Source organism: Pantoea sp. paga (assembly GCF_007558755.1).
GTDB classification, from domain to species: Bacteria; Pseudomonadota; Gammaproteobacteria; order Enterobacterales; family Enterobacteriaceae; genus Pantoea; species Pantoea agglomerans.
Genome location: NZ_VLTF01000039.1, coordinates 1 through 694 on the forward strand (window position 1 = coordinate 1; position 694 = coordinate 694).

Annotated in this window: 1 protein-coding gene; it reads left to right on the top strand. The window is 56.2% G+C overall.

The window, feature by feature from the left end; translation table 11 throughout:
- Positions 1 to 694 (top strand): Rpn family recombination-promoting nuclease/putative transposase (locus FOV68_RS23875; protein ID WP_143991734.1); only part of this gene is annotated, 694 nt, incomplete at both ends.

Sequence of the window (694 nt, forward strand, 5' to 3'; positions counted from 1 at the left end):
TCCGGATGTCGCCCGTGATTTCATGGAACTCCACTTGCCCGCAGAGCTGCGTGCTATCTGTGACCTCAGTACGCTAAAGCTGGAATCCGGCTCGTTCGTCGAGGATGACCTGAGGCAGTACTTTAGCGATGTGCTCTACAGTCTGAAAACCACAGCCGGTGAGGGTTATGTCCACGTGCTCATCGAGCACCAGTCTTCACCCGATAAACACATGGCTTTTCGCCTGATGCGTTATGCGGTGGCTGCCATGCAGCGCCACCTTGAGGCGGGCCATAAGAAGTTGCCACTGGTGATACCCGTGCTGTTCTATACGGGTAAACGCAGCCCGTATCCTTACTCCACCCGGTGGCTGAATGAGTTTGATGATGCGGCGCTGGCAGGCAAACTCTACAGCAGCGCTTTCCCGCTGGTTGACGTTACCGTCATTCCTGATGATGAAGTCGCCGGCCATCGCAGCATGGCCGCCCTGACCCTGCTGCAGAAACATATTCATCAGCGGGACCTGGCAGAACTGACTGACCGGCTGGCGCCCATTCTGCTGGCCGGCTATCTGTCTTCATCACAGGTGATATCGCTGGTACACTATATTGTACAGGCAGGCGAAACAGCCGACGCCGAAGGTTTTGTACGCGAACTGGCACAGCGTGTGCCGCAACACGGAGACGCACTTATGACCATCGCACAACAGCTCGAA